Annotated in this window: 13 protein-coding genes, 1 tRNA gene, 2 pseudogenes and 1 riboswitch; of the genes and pseudogenes, 8 read left to right on the forward strand and 8 right to left on the reverse strand. The window is 34.2% G+C overall.

Annotation, left to right across the window (positions count from 1 at the left end; genetic code table 11):
• Positions 1–39: 39 nt before the first annotated feature.
• Complete coding sequence (locus tag QUF86_RS06175; protein WP_289333828.1) at positions 40–474, forward strand: hypothetical protein; 435 nt, start codon at positions 40–42, stop codon at positions 472–474.
• A gap of 282 nt (positions 475–756) precedes the next feature.
• Positions 757–1,089 carry a YolC/YozM family protein gene (locus QUF86_RS06180; RefSeq protein WP_057219383.1) on the forward strand — a complete coding sequence of 111 codons (333 nt, stop codon included), beginning with the start codon at positions 757–759 and terminating at the stop codon, positions 1,087–1,089.
• 301 nt (positions 1,090–1,390) lie between these two features.
• Here QUF86_RS06180 and QUF86_RS06185 read toward each other — a convergent pair whose 3' ends face one another.
• The 3 genes from QUF86_RS06185 to QUF86_RS06195 form a co-directional block, all read right to left on the reverse strand.
• Complete coding sequence (locus QUF86_RS06185) at positions 1,391–2,026, reverse strand: putative bacteriocin export ABC transporter (RefSeq protein ID WP_289333829.1); 636 nt, start codon at positions 2,024–2,026, stop codon at positions 1,391–1,393.
• 1 nt (position 2,027) lies between these two features.
• Positions 2,028–4,022 carry a hypothetical protein gene (locus QUF86_RS06190; protein WP_289333830.1) on the reverse strand — a complete coding sequence of 665 codons (1,995 nt, stop codon included), beginning with the start codon at positions 4,020–4,022 and terminating at the stop codon, positions 2,028–2,030.
• 420 nt (positions 4,023–4,442) lie between these two features.
• Positions 4,443–4,802 (reverse strand): hypothetical protein, encoded by a 360-nt coding sequence (locus tag QUF86_RS06195; protein ID WP_057219381.1) that lies wholly within the window; start codon positions 4,800–4,802, stop codon positions 4,443–4,445.
• 164 nt (positions 4,803–4,966) lie between these two features.
• Here QUF86_RS06195 and lepB point away from each other — a divergent pair.
• Positions 4,967–5,281 (forward strand): annotated as a pseudogene (gene lepB, locus QUF86_RS06200) (signal peptidase I); the annotation flags it as partial.
• Positions 5,282–5,937: 656 nt separating this feature from the next.
• Here the strand turns inward: lepB and QUF86_RS06205 are convergent.
• From QUF86_RS06205 to QUF86_RS06220, 4 genes are read right to left on the reverse strand one after another with little or no spacing between them, the layout of a single operon-like run.
• Positions 5,938–6,612, reverse strand: coding sequence for a hypothetical protein (locus QUF86_RS06205; protein WP_289333831.1), 675 nt, complete (start codon positions 6,610–6,612; stop codon positions 5,938–5,940).
• The gene (locus tag QUF86_RS06210; RefSeq protein ID WP_289333832.1) at positions 6,599–8,236 is read right to left on the reverse strand and encodes a tyrosine-type recombinase/integrase; all 1,638 of its coding nucleotides are present in this window, start codon (positions 8,234–8,236) and stop codon (positions 6,599–6,601) included. Before QUF86_RS06210 ends, QUF86_RS06205 begins: the two co-directional genes overlap by 14 nt.
• Entirely contained in the window at positions 8,226–10,169 is a 1,944-nt protein-coding gene (locus tag QUF86_RS06215) for a helix-turn-helix domain-containing protein (protein ID WP_289333833.1), read from the reverse strand. Before QUF86_RS06215 ends, QUF86_RS06210 begins: the two co-directional genes overlap by 11 nt.
• Positions 10,153–11,400 (reverse strand): site-specific integrase, encoded by a 1,248-nt coding sequence (locus tag QUF86_RS06220; RefSeq protein ID WP_289333834.1) that lies wholly within the window; start codon positions 11,398–11,400, stop codon positions 10,153–10,155. The genes QUF86_RS06215 and QUF86_RS06220 overlap by 17 nt, the downstream gene beginning before the upstream one ends.
• A 144-nt stretch (positions 11,401–11,544) precedes the next feature.
• Here QUF86_RS06220 and QUF86_RS06225 point away from each other — a divergent pair.
• Positions 11,545–13,422 (forward strand): annotated as a pseudogene (locus QUF86_RS06225) (DNA topoisomerase III); the annotation flags it as partial.
• 882 nt (positions 13,423–14,304) lie between these two features.
• On the opposite strand, the gene QUF86_RS06230 reads toward QUF86_RS06225, so the two are convergent.
• A tRNA-Arg gene (locus QUF86_RS06230) sits at positions 14,305–14,378 on the reverse strand.
• Positions 14,379–14,624: 246 nt separating this feature from the next.
• Between QUF86_RS06230 and QUF86_RS06235 the strand changes: the two genes are divergently transcribed.
• From QUF86_RS06235 to QUF86_RS06250, 4 genes are all read left to right on the forward strand, one after another.
• Positions 14,625–15,464, forward strand: a complete 840-nt coding sequence (locus QUF86_RS06235; RefSeq protein WP_289336190.1) for a polysaccharide deacetylase family protein — start codon at positions 14,625–14,627, stop codon at positions 15,462–15,464.
• A gap of 87 nt (positions 15,465–15,551) precedes the next feature.
• Positions 15,552–15,726, forward strand: a riboswitch (cobalamin riboswitch).
• 93 nt (positions 15,727–15,819) lie between these two features.
• Positions 15,820–15,969 carry a hypothetical protein gene (locus QUF86_RS06240; RefSeq protein WP_289333835.1) on the forward strand — a complete coding sequence of 50 codons (150 nt, stop codon included), beginning with the start codon at positions 15,820–15,822 and terminating at the stop codon, positions 15,967–15,969.
• Complete coding sequence (locus tag QUF86_RS06245) at positions 15,905–16,870, forward strand: ABC transporter substrate-binding protein (protein WP_289333836.1); 966 nt, start codon at positions 15,905–15,907, stop codon at positions 16,868–16,870. Before QUF86_RS06240 ends, QUF86_RS06245 begins: the two co-directional genes overlap by 65 nt.
• Positions 16,833–17,888, forward strand: a complete 1,056-nt coding sequence (locus QUF86_RS06250; RefSeq protein ID WP_289333837.1) for a FecCD family ABC transporter permease — start codon at positions 16,833–16,835, stop codon at positions 17,886–17,888. The genes QUF86_RS06245 and QUF86_RS06250 overlap by 38 nt, the downstream gene beginning before the upstream one ends.
• Positions 17,889–17,890: the final 2 nt, after the last annotated feature.

Raw genomic sequence — 17,890 nt, forward strand, 5'->3', positions numbered from 1 at the left:
TATGATATATAGCAGAGGTATGTTAGAGGTGGTGGTTAAATGAAGGAAGATTACCCACGACAAGGATTAAGAATAAGATGTGAACAAGGCGTCTATCCAGAAGTTAGAAGGGCTTGTCTAGAATTTGCAAAGTGGTTAAGAATAGAATTTGAATTTCCCATTCGTGTTGTTGTATATCTAAAAAAAGATTATCAAATTAAAAGCAGGTTCGATAAAGAATTAGTATCGGGTACATTTTTTGCTCCTTTTGACAAAAGTGAAGAACCATATATAAGAATAGCTACTGGTGACTATTTAGAATTATTGACGGAGAATGGGCAAGATGATGCACTTGCAGCTATTCTTGGTACTATTGCCCACGAGTTAGGACATTATTATCAATGGCTTGATGACCTTGAACTTGATGAAGAAGGGGCAGAAAATAATAGTGAGTATATGATTGATTTGTATGCTGAGACTAGAGACCATCCGTAAACGATTTAAGCACTTTGTTATTCAGCTAACGGGTGCGTTAGCGCCGTAAGAAGGCCGCCAATTGGCGGCTATTTTAATGTAGGGTCATTCGCATTACATACATTCAAGTTGAAGTGAGAAAGTACCCTTAATTAACTAACGGGGCAGTTTAGTTTAATAAGAGAGAAGCCTATTTTATGTCGCTTTTAATCATCTAAATACCAGATAGTTCTACAAATAGATAAATATGATAAAGTTAAAAAGGATGTAAAAGAGACAGAATTTTGGACAAGGAGATATAAAGTGAAGAAATTAAAAAAACGAGTTTTTCTAGGGTTAGGTGTGCTGATGGCTGCGTATATACTTTTTGTAGTCTATGATTACTTAGACAATCAGAAAAAGGAAGAACAGAGCCGAGCATTCATGGAAGAAAGCAATAAGGTATTTAATGAATATGATATTAAATCGCTCGGAGTCAATCCAAATAACAAAACGATTAAAGTCCATGTGCCGATAGAGGAAGAACAACGGAATGAACTGGCCTATTCTTTGGCTCAAATCGCCCAAAAGCATGGCATGAAGGATTATGAAGTCATAGTTAGAGCTATAAGAGATGGGTACCCAATTTCCAATTGAAAGCCTTGTGAAGGATTTTACTTAAACTAACGGGTGCTTTATTTCATTACCAGGAATATGAGACATTAGAAGCTCAGCTTGATAATTATAGAGGTTTTGTTACATTGGATGAACTTTAGATCTGTTGCTTATTAATCTAACTGGCAGTCTTATACTCTGTTTAAATAAAAAAGGCTGTTATTCTCAGGAAAGGAATTAACAGCCTCAAAACAGGAACATATTTCCAATATGGTACAATGATTTTAGGGATACCACCAACAAAACGCAGAAAATGTTTTCCGCGAAATGTTGGTGCCCCTCTTTATATATTAATGACTCTACTACAAGTTTGAGCAATATGATTATCATGGGTAACAATAACAATTGTGTTACCCTCGTTATTAAAATCCTTTAACATTTGAATAATGACATCCCGATTTTCTATATCTAAGGAGCCTGTAGGCTCATCTGCTAGTATGAGTTGGCTTTCTTGTAAATATAGTTTTAGCATTGCTATTCTCTGTTGTTCCCCTCCACTTAGCTTATATACATGTTTATCCATAAGTTTCTCTAAATGGAGCATTTTTAGTGCTTCTTTAATTTTTTGTACTCTTTCATTTTTAGACAACTTTTTGTACTCTAATGCAATATTTAAATTCCATTTTACTGTCTCATCTTCTACCAAACCATAATTTTGAAATAAATAACCAATCTTATTACGTCTTAATAACATTGCCTCTTTCGAGTGGATATCAACATTCTTTTTATTAAATAAATATAAATCTCCCTCAGATGGTTTTGAGATTAATCCCATTATATTTAATAGTGTAGTTTTGCCCTTACCACTCTTACCCATGATAGCTACCATTTCACCATCATTTATAGAAAAGTTAATGTTTTCAATTACCGTATTTCGATTAAACTCCTGACATATGTTTTCTAATCTTACTATCTCCAAGTTAATTCCCACCATTCATTACTTTATATACGTCTTTAACTATTAGCTTATTATACAAATAAAGCATAGATGCCAAATCATATAAGATAAACAACAAATAAATGAAAATATTTACATTTAAAATATACAAAACACTCGAAACACCGATCATAAAAATAATCATTACTAAATTAGCCCTTAAATTCTTTAGTAAATGATACCCTTGCATATATCTTGCAGCATAACTTCTACCATTTACAATCATATCTATATAATTTGATATATAAATGATAAAAATTAATAAAATGATAAATAAGAATACAAAAAGCTTTGCTTGGTCAAATAGAAATTCATAACTACTGAAAATAGATTCAAACGGGGTCAACAAGTTATGTGCCATATATAGATTATCTAAATCATACTGAATCAACATACTTTTAAATTCTTCCCTATCATTTAACTTAAAAGCCAGCTGGGAAGATCCTAGCATATCGAAATAAAAACCACTTCCAAAACTTCCATTATCAAGCATGATAATAGAATCAGTAAGTTCGATATCTACCTCATCTTCATAGGGAATTGAACTTAATATTTTATATTTATATCCATTGTTAATATAAATAATTTGTAAATCATCAATACTAACTTCCTTACCTTTAATATCATATCTTGTATTATAGTTTAATGTGGTATTATACCTTTCTATAAAATATTTTTTTATATCCTCTTCACTATCTCTATATTTTTCAGGAACAAGAATTGTAGGGGTATCCTCATTAAAATCCCAATCCATTTTAATGTCAGTATAGTTTTCTATATAATTTTTATTTAAAATTAAATTGTTTCTTTCATAAGTATTCATTACTTCTTCTCGCGATATTCCACGACTTGCTAGGAAATTTGGATCCAAATTATCACGAACTGGATCAAACATAACATACGCTTGATCTATATTTTTGACGTACATCTTCTTTACATTGTCTGCAACTTCTTCTAACCTTTGGGGATTGTTGAGTAATTTATCATATTCATCTGAATTTCTACCATGCGAAGAATACAAGGAATTTAACATTTTATAGTCATCATATTTTTTATAGACTTCATCTAGCTCTTTGTAATAATTAATAACAAGATTCATTAGAATGGTTACAGAAAGAATTAATATAATCTTAATCAAATTAATAATCATATATAGCCTGTTAGAAAAAATTTTATTCTTTAATGCTGCAACGATATTGGTTTTCCTTACAAAATGTTGTAATAGTAATAATAACAAAATGATTATCATACTAACGACTGATAAAAATAAAAATAAGAAAATTGTATAAGTCCAAGAAAATTTATCAGTTATTAAATAAAATACTGAATGTCCCACAACCAAGATTGTTATAAGGATTCCTTGAATTTGTAAAGTTTCCTTTATATTCGTTATAACTATTTTAGTAGGAGAAAAACCACCTAACTTTTTCACTGCATTTGTTTTAAATCTAAATATTGTATATATGTATAAAATTGTAAAGGTAGTGATACCTAATACTAAAAATTGTAATAGATTGTTATTAAAAATTTGATTGTAAGACAACCTATTCTTACTTACTGGTTTAATGTCTACTGCAGTCCTTAGTGAAAGTTCTACCATTTGGTTATCGGATAAATTTGCACTAAAATATCCAGAACTATCTATAAACTCATCTTCTGTCATTTTAAAATACCGATAAACATTATTGGAAATCCCAACATATTGTTTTACTGAGTTTATATCTGTATGGTAAATATCATAATAGGTTTTTCCATCTTCTGACATTGGATTTTTTACTATCTGAAAATCTACGTTCTCTTCAATAAGTCCTTTATAGACTTTTAATAAATCTTGACCTGTTTCATAATCTACTTTATATTCATTTAATGAGGAATCTCCTATATTATTAAGCCCATAGATTTCATAAATAGAGTTAGTGTAGATATAGGAGAATATAATCATTAAACCAGTCAAATAAATTATATATATTTTTTTCATATATATTCCTTCCATCTTCTTATAATATATATATCATTAGCTTAATTACTTGACTCTTGCATTTTTACCAAAAGCCCTAAAAAGGGCCTATTTTTGCAAGAATCTAGTTAATATGTATAGTTCATTACCGCAAAACACTAGTATATATTTTAAATGTAAAAAATAGTATATTAATCCAACTCAGGCTGTCGAGAAAGTCTCGACAGCTTTTTTCATATCTATTTACTACAAAATATAGTGGTGTATCAATGAATTAATACCCGTATGTTGTGGTAATAGGACAAATAAAACATCAAAAAACCCCTTTTTCTATATATCATTTTGAAAATTAGGGGTTTTTCTACAATCTGAGTTGGATATATTTATCCAACTATTTTTTTATTGGCCACATAATACGTGATAATAACCTTTTAAATACTATTAATATGATGTTCCCCAATTACTATCTGTATATTTTGTCGTTATACTTTTATAATCATAATTAGTAGTTTCATTAGCATACCATACTCTATTTGCATTTTTAAATGCTTCCCCTATTTTCCAACCAGATGAATATACAGTATCACCAACTTTAACTTTTGCTAATACTGCATAATTTTTTTTATCATCTTTACTGTAAAAAGCCTTATGGTCCCATATACGACAGAAAACAATAGTATCACTTTGTCCAGCATCAACAGCGAGCGCTCCAACAGCTGGGTATTTAATAGCTGCTTGTGCCACAAATGGAAAACTCAAACAGATAATTGCTAAACAGAGAATAGATTTTACTTTTTTCATATTTCCCCCCCTAATTGTAAATATTATGTAGCCTCTTTTTAAAAATATTTACATATTTTAATATACTTGGAAGTTAATGTTTTTGCAATAAAATTGTTACAAATTGTCATAATACCGTTAAGAAATGAATGAAATATTAATAAGTGATATTCAATCCTATAAATTACTATGTAAAAAGAATCATCGGATTTCCAGGAGATACCGTTTTAATGAAAAATGATAATTTATTTATTAATGGTATTTTATTCAAAGAACCCTATCTTTCACAAAATCGTGAACTTGCTAAACAAATGGGTAGTCAATTAACTGGCGACTTTGGACCAATTACAGTACCTAAAAACAAATTTTTTGTTATGGGTGATAATAGATTAAAAAGTAAGGATAGTCGTAATGGCTTAGGGTACTTCACAAAAGACGAAATAGTAGGGCAAAGTGAGTTTGTTTTTTTCCCATTCTCACAAATTAGAGATACAGAGTAATTTTTCTTTAGCTAACGGGTACTAGAGTTTATATATTTATTTAAACATAACTTGGGTTATTTCCCATTTAACCTTGTGATAATTTATTTCAAATAACGGGTGCAAGAGTAAACAAGGGAGCTGCTGCTGCGGTTCTTTTTCTTGTTCTACTGAAGGGCAAATTAATAGGAAGGGATTCTCGTAATTCAGGAGGAATTATTAAATAGATAAAATAATTTTATGGAAGAAGAGATAATAGTTTACATAAATCATTTAATAATAAATCTTCCAAGTATGCTTCAAAAGACGAATAAATCCTCTTTCTTCAACTAAAAGAAACTACAAGAGATTGTGAACAAAGTTACTTAAGCTAACGGGTGCGTTAGTTGATGAAGGAACATAAAAATAATCAATTTATAAAAGAATAATCCAATTAAATATTATAAGGGCATGTCTTGATTAAACTATTCTCAAAACATGCTCTTTTCTTTTGTTCGTTTATCAAGGTTAATAGCATTAATTTGATTAATCTATTTAAAAGCTACTTTTGAAAGAATCAGGTAACTATAAAGAACCTTACTCAATTTATGTAGCAAGGCTCTAACTTTAATTAATTATTACTATTTTCATAAATATTATATAGATAACTTTATATTTATTAACATGAACCTTTCAATCTATTCTATATCTAAATTAAACATTTTATTTAATTCACTAATATTTGCTTCTTGTTTACTTTTAGAATTTAACTCATTTTGAAAGACGTTAAACGGAGTATCTAATTCTAATGTTTTCGTCTTTTGAACTGGCAAAGGAATAATTTCTGCCTTTACATTAGCTTGTTTTAACTTTTCTGAACGTCCGTATAAATGAGGAAAATAACTTTCAGCAACTATTTGATTATAAAGTGTTTCGAAGTCTATTTTCTGCTCCGTTGTTTTGGATAGCTGTTTTTTTAGTTGATTCATTTCTAACTGCATTTTATGCGTAGATTCTTTAAGTGTTTGTAATTGTTTAGCGTCAGTATATAGATCGCTAATAATATTTAAAAGCTTTGCAATTTCATTTTTTAACTCTATTGTATTAGTACCATACTTTAAAAATAGTTCTTCAACACTAGGGATTGTTATAATACCACTTTCATCAAGCTTAGGAATGTGGACAGGTGAATTTAATTGCTCGATGATTTCTTTCATTCTTCTGCTCCAAGTATTTCTACCTATTCCAGTTTCCTTTTCTAATAACAGAGATGTTAATTTGCGATTAGGTTGTTTGTATTTAATTTCTAAAGCAATTTGCTTTAAATCCTCATCAGACCACTTTTGTGGTTTACCTCTTTTAGTATTTGCCATTCATATCACCTGTAATATCAGCATCTACTTTAGATTTTAATTGAATATAATGTTGTAATTTTTTAGCTGCTGATTTTCTTTCTGCTGTATTCAAATCGTGACCATATCTTTGTGGCAATGAAAATAAGCTATCTAATAGCTCAATAGACTCTTCAATCCGTTTTTCTAAATCTTTTGAGTGATGAGAAAGCCATTTAATTGCTTCTTCTCTTTCATTAACACTAGGGGAGAAAATGTATTTTGGACAAAATTCGCAAAATTCGATACAGGTGTTCGGAAAATTCTCTTTAAGTTCTGAACAAAAACCATATTGAACTATACCTACATGCGATTCATTTATCTTATTCTTCTCAATTAAAGATTTATGAACAATATATTTTTTCCAACCTACAATAGAGCTGCCCATTTTATAGCTAATATTAGTTTCAAATTTTAGGTGAGCTAACCTATATACATACGATTGTGCGAAATGTTTAGCATGACTGAAATATCCTTGCGTAATTTTAAGTTCACTATGACCGGCTAGTGTAGCCACATTATGCATACTAAAACCTTGTAAACACATATTGATTATAGCGAAATGTCGAGTATCACCAGCTTTTACACGTTCTAAATTGTATCGCTGATATTTTTCTTCTACGATTTTTTTATAGAATCGATCTTTTAAATCATTAAAATCTCGTAAATTCATTATTGGATTCTTCTTTTTCCCTCTAACTTTAGAATTTATGCTGAACATTTCTGATGGGAAAAAGTATTCCGAATAAGGAAAATACATATTTACTTTGTCTTTTGCTTCAGATAAAAGTTCATATGCTTTTCGATCAATTGCAACTGAATCATACTTTATAGAAAAGCCGATTTCAGAAGTCTTATTTTTTATACGGGGGACAGAAATGGTATATGGCTCATTTTTTTTGTCATCAAAAGATAGGCAATTCTTTTTGAGTTTCAAAAGCTCACTAGGACGCATGGGAAGCGTATTAGTAAGTAGCCACCAGACTAGGATTGGTATATAACCTATAGTTTCTTCAACATCATTATTTTTAAAATAATGGTTAATGACATCATCTAATTCAAGTACATCTTGAAAATCAGGTAAATCTCTGGTTGTTTTAGGCTTTCTAGGCATACTAGAGCAAATATTAAGGATTTCGTGGTGATTATCATTTCTATAGAATTCAATGAAATTAGATGTAGTACTAACCATGTGATAACCAAGACTTTTATATTTCATAGTACTCTCAGCTAGTATACTTTTTAATTGAGTTATATCTTCAAAACCTCGTGACCCGAGTATAACCTTTCTTAATGAAGCTAATTCATCATAAATAGTTTTGGGAGTTTTGCCTGATATAAGCCTAAGCAACAGAAAGAACTTTAAATGTTCATTTATTTTTGGATAACTAATTAAATTAAATTTCAAATGTAAATCTAATTGTGATAAGGGATCATAAACAACCCAAATATTATCTACAAAAGAGCTACTTTTAATAATTTCGCTTTCGACTAAATCATCAAAAATCTTTTTGTAATCACTTAATAACAAGTCATTTTTAGAAACTTGTTGAATGGATTCTATTTTATAAAAATCTGATTCATTTAAAGTCTTTCTAATTTCCATCATTAACTCCTGGCATATAAATTTTATAAGCATACTGTTTTAATAAATTATTTATTTTATTAACATCTATATATGCTTTTACATGGTTTTTACCGAAAGTGTTATTTGCTTCGCTTAATATCGATAAACATTGCAATAAAAAACGACTTTGCCTTCTTAAAAGGTTTTCATTTTCACTTTCCTGTATGGAGGTTAAGAGTCTTAAAAGTTCTTGATTTAATTGGATTAGAATTAAATTTTGTGGAAGAACATATTCGCAATACATACAATTCATTAAAGCCGGATAAGCACAATTAGGGAAAACTAAACATTGAGCGTGATCAGTCTTAGATGGCATAGAATGATTTGATAATTTTGAAAATAACTCGTGTAATTGCTGCTTATTCAAACGCATAACTTGATGTATCACTTTTAAACGTTTTTCATAGATTGAATTTATTACATTTTCTACTGTATCAGCATTAGACTCATCTAGAGCAGAAGGGGATAAATAATTAGAAATATAAGCAGCTATTGACTCAGTTTCTTTAAGAGGGAATTGTTCTTTTATCCCTTCCACAATAGTTGTCCTATCTTCTAGGCTTAAGATTTTATAGTTATCAGTAAACGTAAATCTTAATAATTGTTCATATAACCATCCAAAATTTCCTCTTCGGAAAATATTAGTAGAAACTCTTCCGATGGAACCATCTTTATTCATCATTTGTATATAAGCTTTTGTGCTATCTTCGTTTTTATGTGATCTTGCATTTTTTGCTAAAGTAAGTGCTAATTCAGAATCGTAACCATCTCCTTCAGTTACAGACCCATATAAGTATGTTGCTAAAGAACGGTTCATTATTAAACTACTAAATCTAAATCCTTCAAAATCTTTATAATCGTCAAAGAATTTTAAATGAGCGTCTCCACCTTGAGTCCTTATTTTACGGTATTTACCTTCGATAAAGGTGTCTAACTGAAGCGTATTGTCTTCTCTTAATCGTTCTGCTAAAACTAATGCATAAGCAAGTGATTGCTCTAAATTTGAGGGCACTAAGAAAGTAAGTAGCTCACCAGTTTTAGATGCACGCTTATTTCTAAATGCAAGATACAAAGTTTTGATTACTGTTTGAACTTGATGTTTATTCAATTTGAAATTATTAGAATAAAAATCTGATTCTTGAATATCAAGTTCTTTTAAATTCAAGGTAGGCGTGTTAATAATTAAATCACTTCCTCGAATAAAGTCGCAACATAGTAAAGTAACATAAACCCACATATTCACATATTTTCTTTTACTAAGGCTCTTTTCGATATGAACTTCTATATTTTGTACATGTTTATATATTTGATTAAAAGTTGAAGCTGAATAAATTTCTTGTTCATTCCGGTTATTCTTTTGGACAGCTAATATTTTATTCTTTTGTGATATGTTCTTTTGATCAAAAACATATGATATAAAACGAGTAAAAGTCAGCCTTTCCTTAGAAGTGAACAATGCTTCTTTTAAAAATAATTTGTTTAATTCCTCAATATCAGTTTCAAAGATTTCTCTATGTAAGTTATTTTGTAATTTGTTATGAAAGTTTATAAACTGGGCAATAGTAGCTTTTCTATAAGTCGTAGAGCCTGTACTTTTATTAAAGTAAACACGTGAATACTCTAAAAAAAGAGATCGAGTTTCAATAAACAAAATATTTTGTTTTGTTTCAATAGAGATTTTTTTAATCGCATATTCACAATCGATTTCTACAATGCCATCACGTTCGTGTAAAAATTGCATGTATATAGCTAGCTCTTCTTTTGATATAGATACTTGGCCATTTATTTTCTCCGCATTTATTTTATGCTTAGATGCTTTCGAATAAATATTATTATAAATTGCAGTAATACTCCTATTAAGGATTTTTGAGACTTCTCTAATTGAATAATAATCTTTATTCAAATGATCCATGACTATTGGAATTCCTTTCGATAAGCTTTGGAATGTAGTGTTCATGCATGGCATCAAGCTTATTTTCAATTTTTTTATGCATTCTAGGTGTTGATACCATATAGGAGAGTGCTGATTCTAAACTAGAGTCTCCTCTTAAATGCGCAATTTCATAAGGGTTCTGGGCTTCATTAGCTATGAGATTTGTAAATGTTCCTCGTCCTATATGAGTAGACCATTTAATACTTTTTAAATGTTGTGCTACTAAACGATGGTCAATATTGTTTGATTCTTCTAAGGTAGATATTAATTTCGCTTTACATTTATCAAAGTACTGTCTATAACTTCTACCTGACATTGGTTGGTCACTGTTGTTTAAAAATAAAGCATTAGTTGTTTTAGAAGCGTATAAATTTAAATGTTGACGGATTAATGCAGATCCCCAACCATTAACATCTAATACAACCTGAGGACGTGTCTTTTTAACAGAAGAATGCTCTTTTAAATCTGTCCTGAAATTCTGGTTCTCTACTTTTAAAATGAACTCTTTGTTAGCTATAGCTTTTGAAACCTGTGTTCTTTTTAAATTCACCACTTCGGATATACGCAATCCACCAAAAAGTTGAAAATATATCCCTAATGCAATTCTAGGAGTATGAGTAGAGGCAATCTCTAAAAATAACGGTATAAATTCAAATGGTAGAATGTGTTCGATTTCTTTAATCCTCTTTTGTGGATAAACCACTTTAAAAGGAGAATTATAATACAAGTTATTGTGTTCTGTTTTTTCTTGTTTGAAATCAGTTAAACTAACTTTAGGTAATAGTGATTTGTTAATTCCCCAAATATAGAATTGTACTAAAGTTCTTTCGGCATCTTTAACCGTATCCTGAGACACCTTATTAGTACCTAACCAACTTAAATATATTGAGCCATGTGTAATAGTTAGTTCAGTTAGATTCTTGATTTTTAAACTTGTGTAATGATTTATTAAATAATTTAAAAACTTTACTGTATTTGTAGCGTGTTTCTTCTGTGTGTTAAACGACTTGTATCCCCATTTATCGATGATAAAGTTACTAAGATGATGAATTACATAAGTATCTTTTTCAATATCTTTAAAAGCAATTAAACAAAGGTGTTTTTTCTCTTTAACAGTTTGATTCTCTCCAATTACATAATCAATCCAAATAGGATGAGTTATAAATTTAAAGTGTTCATTTGCACAATATGCTGAGATGATATCTCCCAAGTTTCATTACCTCCTTTTTATATTTATGTGCAATAGATTTTATGAGCTTATTACCCTCCTTTCCCCTAAGAAGTCTAATAATGAAGCTCCTTTGATGTTTTTTAATATTGTGAATATTCTTATTGTACATCATTATGGAGATATGCAGGCCGCGAAGGGGAGCTCGTTGCACGCTGGATTCTCGAAAAAGCGAATGTAAAGAAGCCGATTAAACGGCTTTGGATTTCCTCTGTAACGGATAAAGCGATCAAAGATGGATTTAAAAAGCTGAAGGATGGCAAGGAGTATGAAAACCTATTTGCCTCTGCTGTTGCAAGGGCAGAAGCGGACTGGATTGTTGGGATGAACGCGACACGGGCTCTTACTACGAAGCACAATGCCCAGTTATCCTGCGGCCGCGTCCAAACGCCGACACTTGCGATGATTGCAAAAAAAGAAGAAGAAATAAAACAATTCCAGCCTAAGAAATATTATGGCGTTTCGGCAACTGCAGAATCCAATTTGCGCCTAATCTGGCAAGATGCCCAATCTAAAGATATCCGCACATTTGATAAAGCCAAGGCAGAAAAGGTTCTTTCAGCCGTGAAGGGGAAAAGGGCAGAAGTGGTGGAAGTGAACAAAGCACATAAGAAAAGTTTTGCCCCTTCTTTATATGATTTAACGGAACTTCAAAGGGACGCCAATAAGAAATTTGGTTATTCGGCGAAAGAGACGTTATCGATCATGCAGCGCTTATATGAAAGCCATAAAGTCTTGACGTATCCAAGGACGGATTCACGCTTTTTATCAACGGATTTGGTTGATACGCTAAAAGAAAGATTACAGGCTGTCAGCATTAAACCATATGCCCAGTATGCATCAAGGATCCTGCGTAGCCCGATTAAGGCCAATAAATCGTTCGTGGATGATAGCAAGGTCTCGGATCACCATGCGATCATCCCCACTGAGCAGACTCCGCTACCGGGAAAACTGAGCGACAAAGAATCTAAAATCTATGATTTGGTCGTTAAAAGGTTTCTTGCCGTATTAATGCCGCCTTTTGAATATGAGCAAACGACCGTCACCGCAAAAATGGGACAGGAGACGTTCATGGCAAAAGGGAAGGTCGTCCTGAAATCAGGCTGGAAGGAAGTCTATGATCACCAATTTGACGAGGAAGAAGCTAAAGATGGCCTTGCTGAGCAACTGCTTCCGAACGTTCAAAAAGGTGACAGTTTATCCATTTCGACTGTGAAACAAACAGAGGGTGAAACGAAACCACCAGAGCCGTTCAATGAAGGGTCGCTTCTTTCGGCAATGGAAAACCCTGCTCGTTTCATGGCAGGGGAAAGCAAGGAACTCATCAAGACTCTGGGTGAAACTGGCGGGATTGGGACTGTTGCAACACGTGCTGACGTTATTGAAAAATTGTTCAATAGCTTCCTGATTGAAAAGAGAGGGAAGGGCCTTCATGTAACTTCGAAAGGTAAACAACTCCTTCAATTGGCACCTGAAGACTTACGATCTCCAGCACTGACAGCTCAATGGGAGCAAAAGTTAACAGCGATTGCCAAAGGACAGCTACCAAAACAGGCATTCATCGGCGATATGTGCGACTATGCCAAAAATATCGTACAAGAAATCAAAAATAGTGACCAAAAGTTCAAGCATGATAACGTGTCAGGAACGAAATGTCCTGATTGCGGCAAGCTGATGCTTGAAGTGAATAGTAAAAAGGGAAAAATGCTTGTCTGTCAGGATCGTGAATGTGGCCACAAAAAAGGTGTTTCACGTGTAACAAATGCCAGATGTCCACAATGTCACAAAAAGATGGAAATGCGCGGTCAAGGAGAAGCACAGACATTCACCTGTAAATGCGGTTTTCACGAAAAACTTTCTTCTTACAATAAACGAAGAGGGCAAAATAAAAATCAAAAAGTATCAAAAAATGAAGTCTCCAATTATATGAAAAAGCAAAATAAAGAAGAGCCGATCAATACTGCCTTAGCGGATGCTTTGGCCAAACTGAAATTCGATAAATAAAAGAAAAGGGTCCTTCACTTTTAGCTTAATAGTGAAAGGGCCCATTTTTATGGGGTTATTTGCATGGGGCAGGGTGGGCAAATTTCCTTGTCGGCAGGTCCATCTTTCCAGACAAAAGATTGCCGCTTGATGAAGTGGCGAGATTCATATAAAAGTAAAAGATAGCAGAAAAGGATGGAGCATGCGCTCCATCCTTTTCCATATATCACTGCTTCGGTTAAATTTCATTCAGTACGGTGCCGTGTAATTCATATTCAAGTGTTTCGTCAGTTGTGTGTGTGTTTATCCGTATCTGCTAGTGTAAGCGTACTGAATGTCTGCTGATCACCCGGACTGAAAATTGCTTCATCATTTTCTGGATTCCATAGGTTGTAAATACTCATGATCAGTATCCTCCTCCTTTGGGCGAGAAGACTAGTAATTCCCTTTTTGGTTATCGACTAACTCTTCAATTGACTCTAACGCTGATCACCGGGACTAAACACCGCTGCGTCATTCTCTTTGTTCCATTGGCCTCTGATTGTACTCATCGTGCACATCATCTCCTTTGGTGAGAATGTCTTACAGTATTTATCTACCCGGATGGGACAGGTTAAAACATATATTTCAAAAAATATTACTTTTCTGCGGATATTTATATCGAAAAACATCATTAATTAAAACTTCTCTTTAAACAGAGTCAAAAAGTTTTGAACGAAAATTAAATGGTTAATCTCATAATGTATTGATCGCCGATACTTCCGGCTTTTCTCATACCGGTATCTAGAAATCCGACCTTTACATTGGAAGCCCCTCAAAAGCCTAAATAGGTAAGGCCATACCAACAGAAAAAACCCTGTTACGAAGCGGAGGTACCGCATTGTAACAGGGTTTTAAAATTAGCGTCCCAGATAGGAATCGAACCTACGACCTACAGCTTAGGAGGCTGTCGCTCTATCCTGCTGAGCTACTGGGACATATAAAAAAAGTCGACGACTTATTTATTATATTTCTTATAGGCAAACTTTTCAAGTTAATAGCAATAATAATTATGAAAAAAATCATCTAAATGCTTAGCTGGTCTCTTGTTTCTATATTACCTTTTTTTTCGTAAAATGGAATACTTTATTATTCGCTGGTTTTCTGGTACTATTATACTAGAAAAAAATAGGAGAATGATAGTGGGAAAATACAGAGTTTTACTGTTTGTGGCATTGCTGGGGATGTTAATTTTACCTGCATGCTCACAAGGGATTTTAGAGGGTATAGGCAAAAAGACGGCTGCGCCGATTGCGGAAGATGACATTGAAGTGGTTGAGGCAGCGGAGAATGGCACCGGACAGGATTCAAAGGACGACCCGGAACAAATCGATACGAGAAACTGGATAAGGGCCGATTCCGCGGTTCAGCTTCCAATATTGATGTATCATAGCATTTCTGAAGGTAATGGCCTTCGGGTTCCAAGAGAGGAATTCCAATCACAAATGACTTGGCTTCGGGAGAATGGTTACTATACATTATCCCCTAAAGAAGCATTCCTCGTTTTAACCGAAAATCGGATGCCAAGTGATAAGTGCGTCTGGCTTACTTTTGATGATGGCTATACAGATAACTACACGGAGGCTTTCCCCATATTAAAAGAATATGATATGAAAGCAACCATCTTCATGATCGGGAAGTCCATTGATAAAGGTCATCACCTGACTGAAAATCAAATGTTGGAGATGAGCAGGAATGGGATTTCGATCGAAAGTCATACTATCAACCATTTGGAGCTGAACCGGATGACGGCAGAGCAGCAAGAAGCGGAAATGGTTCAGTCGAAGGAGCTATTCGACCGTATCCTCGATCAGGACACGACAGTAATTTCCTATCCGGTTGGCCGGTATAACGAAGAGAGTCTATGGGTGTCAGAAGAAGCTGGATACAAGATGGCAGTCACCACCGAACCTGGAGGAGCTTCAAGGGACCAAGGGATGCATTCCCTGCATAGGGTTCGGATTTCACCGGGATTATCGGTCGAGGGATTTGCGTCCCTGATTGAAAATGCTTCTAATCACTGAAGGTGGACGGGTCATTTCGAGGCAAGTCAGAAAAATCATATAATAATCGATTCTTACATGGTGTATAATGAAAGGCAGTGAAAATTATATACATATGAACGATTTGGTGTCTTAATGACTTAATAGGGAAGTTGGTGAAATGCCAGCGCGGTCCCGCCACTGTATATGGGAGCCAACGGATGTTTACCACTGTATGAGATATGGGAAGGTGCCGTTGATTATGACCATGAGCCAGGAGACCTGCCAAAAATCGTACACCTGTAACCTACGCGGATGGGAAGGTGTGTGGCAGACCCTAAAGAGTCCGTAATATATTGTTGCCATACAAGCATCTTCCGTTTAACGGGAGGTGCTTTTGTTTTGGGGTGCATCTTCCGATAATGCGTTTTGTTTATTAGGTGTGAAGAAATTAAAAGAAAAAAAGATTGTGGGGAATGAAAATGAAGAAGATTTTTGGTCTGATACTGGTGATGTTGCTGACTGCAGGTATGATGGTTGGCTGTAGCGAAGCTACTAATGAAGGAAAAGAAAAGCAGGAAACGAATCATGCCAAACAGGAAGTTTTCCCGATTACGATTAAAGATGCAACAGGCGAAAAGGTGACGATAGAACAAAAACCGAAGAAAATCGTTTCGTTGATACCAAGTAATACGGAAGTTGTCTTTGCACTTGGCTTGGGTAAAAAGGTTGTTGGTGTTTCCGACTATGATAATTATCCGGAAGAAACGAAAGAAATTGAAAAAGTTGGCGGAATGGAAATGAACACGGAGATGATTGTCTCCTTGAAGCCCGACCTTGTTCTTGCCCATGCATCCAGTGCCCATAATTCGAATGAGGGTTTACAGCAGCTTAAGGATGCTGGAATTGATGTCCTCGTAGTCAATGATGCACAAAGCTTTGACCAAGTCTATGATTCTATTGATATGATTGGACAGGCAACAGGGGAACAAGAAAAGGCAAAAGGAATCGTTACGGACATGAAAACGAAGCTCAAGGATATTCAGGAAAAAGCCAAATCCGTAAAGGAAGCGGATAGGAAGACTGTTTTTGTGGAGGTTTCTCCGTCACCTGAGATATATACACCTGGAAAAAATACCTTCATGAATGAAATGCTTCAAATTATTTCAGCGGAAAATGCAGCTGCTGAATTGGATGGATGGGCAAAAATTGATGAAGAGTCGATGATTGCTGCAAATCCGGATGTCATCATTACAACGTATGGTTATTATACAAAAGATGCAGTAAGTCAAGTGAAGGGCCGAAAAGGATGGCAAGACGTAAATGCTGTGAAGGATGACAAAGTCTTTGATGTCCATTCCGACTTGGTGACCCGTTCCGGTCCACGCTTAATAGAGGGAGTAGAGGAACTTGCCAAATCAGTCTATCCGAACCTATTTGACAACTAAATGGACGATTGCTTATTTGATTGCGTTATTATTTTTGTTATTCGCAATGACGATAGGCATTTCCTTTGGTTCGGTGCCAGTACCGATTCCTGTACTTTTACAAATTATCGGCAAGGAGATTTTTCATTTACCGATTTCAGCTGATCCGGATGTAATGCTTACGAATATTGTAATGAACATCCGCTTGCCGCGTGTGTTGTTAGCGGGTTTTGTTGGGGCATCACTTGCGATTTCGGGAGCGGGATTTCAGGGCCTGCTCCGGAATCCGCTCGCTGACCCTTACACATTAGGTATTTCATCAGGAGCATCAGTCGGTGCTGTATTGACAATATTCTTGAATATATCACTACCATTCATCGGTTTATATACTCTTCCGGCATTGAGCATCGTATGCTCAGTGCTCACGATGTTCTGCGTACTGGCTTTTGCAAAAAAAATGGATCGATCGATGAAAGTGGAAACGATCATTTTAACGGGAATCATTTTCAGCTCGTTTTTAAGTGCCTTCATTTCATTGATGATTGCGCTGACTGGTGATGAATTAAGACAAATCATCGGCTGGCTGATGGGAAGCGTTTCAATGCGCGGATGGAATTATATTGCAATCATTTTGCCGTTTTTTATTATTGGTTCGTTGATCTTGATCATGAATACGAGCGAATTGAATGCGATGACTTTCGGGGAAGACCGGGCAAAACACTTAGGTGTTAATGTTAAGCGGCGGAAAATGTGGATTTTGATAGCCGGTTCGATGTTGACAGGGGCAGCCGTTGCCGTTTCAGGGGCGATTGGCTTTGTAGGATTGGTCATTCCTCATTTTGTCCGAAAGATTTGGGGACCTGACCATAAACATTTGCTTCCGTTGTCATTGCTGGTAGGAAGCGGATTCCTAATATTGGCGGACTTTGTAGCACGGTCGATCATTGCCCCATCGGAACTGCCGATCGGGGTGATCACTTCACTTATCGGGGCACCCGCATTCGCGCTGATTTTATTAAAGAGACGGAGAGAAGGGTAAGA

Source organism: Peribacillus sp. NJ11, from assembly GCF_030348405.1.
In the GTDB taxonomy this organism is placed as follows: Bacteria; Bacillota; Bacilli; order Bacillales; family DSM-1321; genus Peribacillus.

Coding starts and splice junctions, on each gene's coding strand:
- QUF86_RS06175 (WP_289333828.1), top strand. CDS start 40: ATGAAGGAAGATTACCCACGACAAGGATTAAGAATAAGATGTGAACAA.
- QUF86_RS06190 (WP_289333830.1), bottom strand. CDS start 4,022: ATGAAAAAAATATATATAATTTATTTGACTGGTTTAATGATTATATTC.
- QUF86_RS06195 (WP_057219381.1), bottom strand. CDS start 4,802: ATGAAAAAAGTAAAATCTATTCTCTGTTTAGCAATTATCTGTTTGAGT.
- QUF86_RS06205 (WP_289333831.1), bottom strand. CDS start 6,612: ATGGCAAATACTAAAAGAGGTAAACCACAAAAGTGGTCTGATGAGGAT.
- QUF86_RS06210 (WP_289333832.1), bottom strand. CDS start 8,236: ATGGAAATTAGAAAGACTTTAAATGAATCAGATTTTTATAAAATAGAA.
- QUF86_RS06215 (WP_289333833.1), bottom strand. CDS start 10,169: ATGGATCATTTGAATAAAGATTATTATTCAATTAGAGAAGTCTCAAAA.
- QUF86_RS06235 (WP_289336190.1), top strand. CDS start 14,625: ATGTTAATTTTACCTGCATGCTCACAAGGGATTTTAGAGGGTATAGGC.
- QUF86_RS06245 (WP_289333836.1), top strand. CDS start 15,905: ATGAAGAAGATTTTTGGTCTGATACTGGTGATGTTGCTGACTGCAGGT.